This window comes from Selenomonas sp. oral taxon 892 str. F0426 (genome assembly GCF_000468035.1).
Classification (GTDB): Bacteria; Bacillota; Negativicutes; order Selenomonadales; family Selenomonadaceae; genus Centipeda.
Window position 1 is genome coordinate 1 of record NZ_KI260520.1, and the last position, 547, is coordinate 547.

Here is a 547-nt window from a genome sequence, read left to right on the forward strand (position 1 = left end):
GGGAGAAGTCGGTCACTCATGGGGCAACACCTCCATTTCCTCTTTCAGCAGTTTCAAGGCAAGCTGGATATGCCGCCCGATTGTGCCGCGTGTCCAGCAGCATTGTTCTCCGATTTCTTTCTGCGTCAAGTGCTAGAAGTAATACAAAAAGATTTCCTCCTGCATCTGTTCCAGCAGTTGAGCAAGAGCCGCCGCAAGGGAGCAGCTATCTAAAAGTATCGTCTGCCCCCGGACAGAGAACGGATAAGTTTCGCCATAGTCCGGCACTTGAAAATATTCGTCTGCGGTGCTTAACGGGACAAATTTTTCTTCGGTCAAGTATTCAAGGGAGATTTCCCGTTTCCACCTCGCCGCCAGCATACGGGCAGCGTCAAAGGACGCATGGCTAATAACAATCCGGCAGTAGGTATCATGGGTATAGTGGATATGCTCTTGATAGGCTTCCTGTTCAGTCATGACCCCCCTTTTTCTTCGATTATGGGAAAGGGCGGCAGCACTTTTTGCTGTCGCCCCTTGATTACCCACCAGCAAGGACAGACGGGGCTGT

The 547-nt window shown here is 51.0% G+C and carries 1 protein-coding gene; it reads right to left on the reverse strand.

The genetic code is table 11. The annotated features are described in order from the left end of the window. Positions 1-132: 132 nt before the first annotated feature. Positions 133-547: hypothetical protein (locus tag HMPREF1992_RS00860; RefSeq protein ID WP_021683907.1), on the reverse strand; the 415-nt coding region annotated here is incomplete at its 5' end.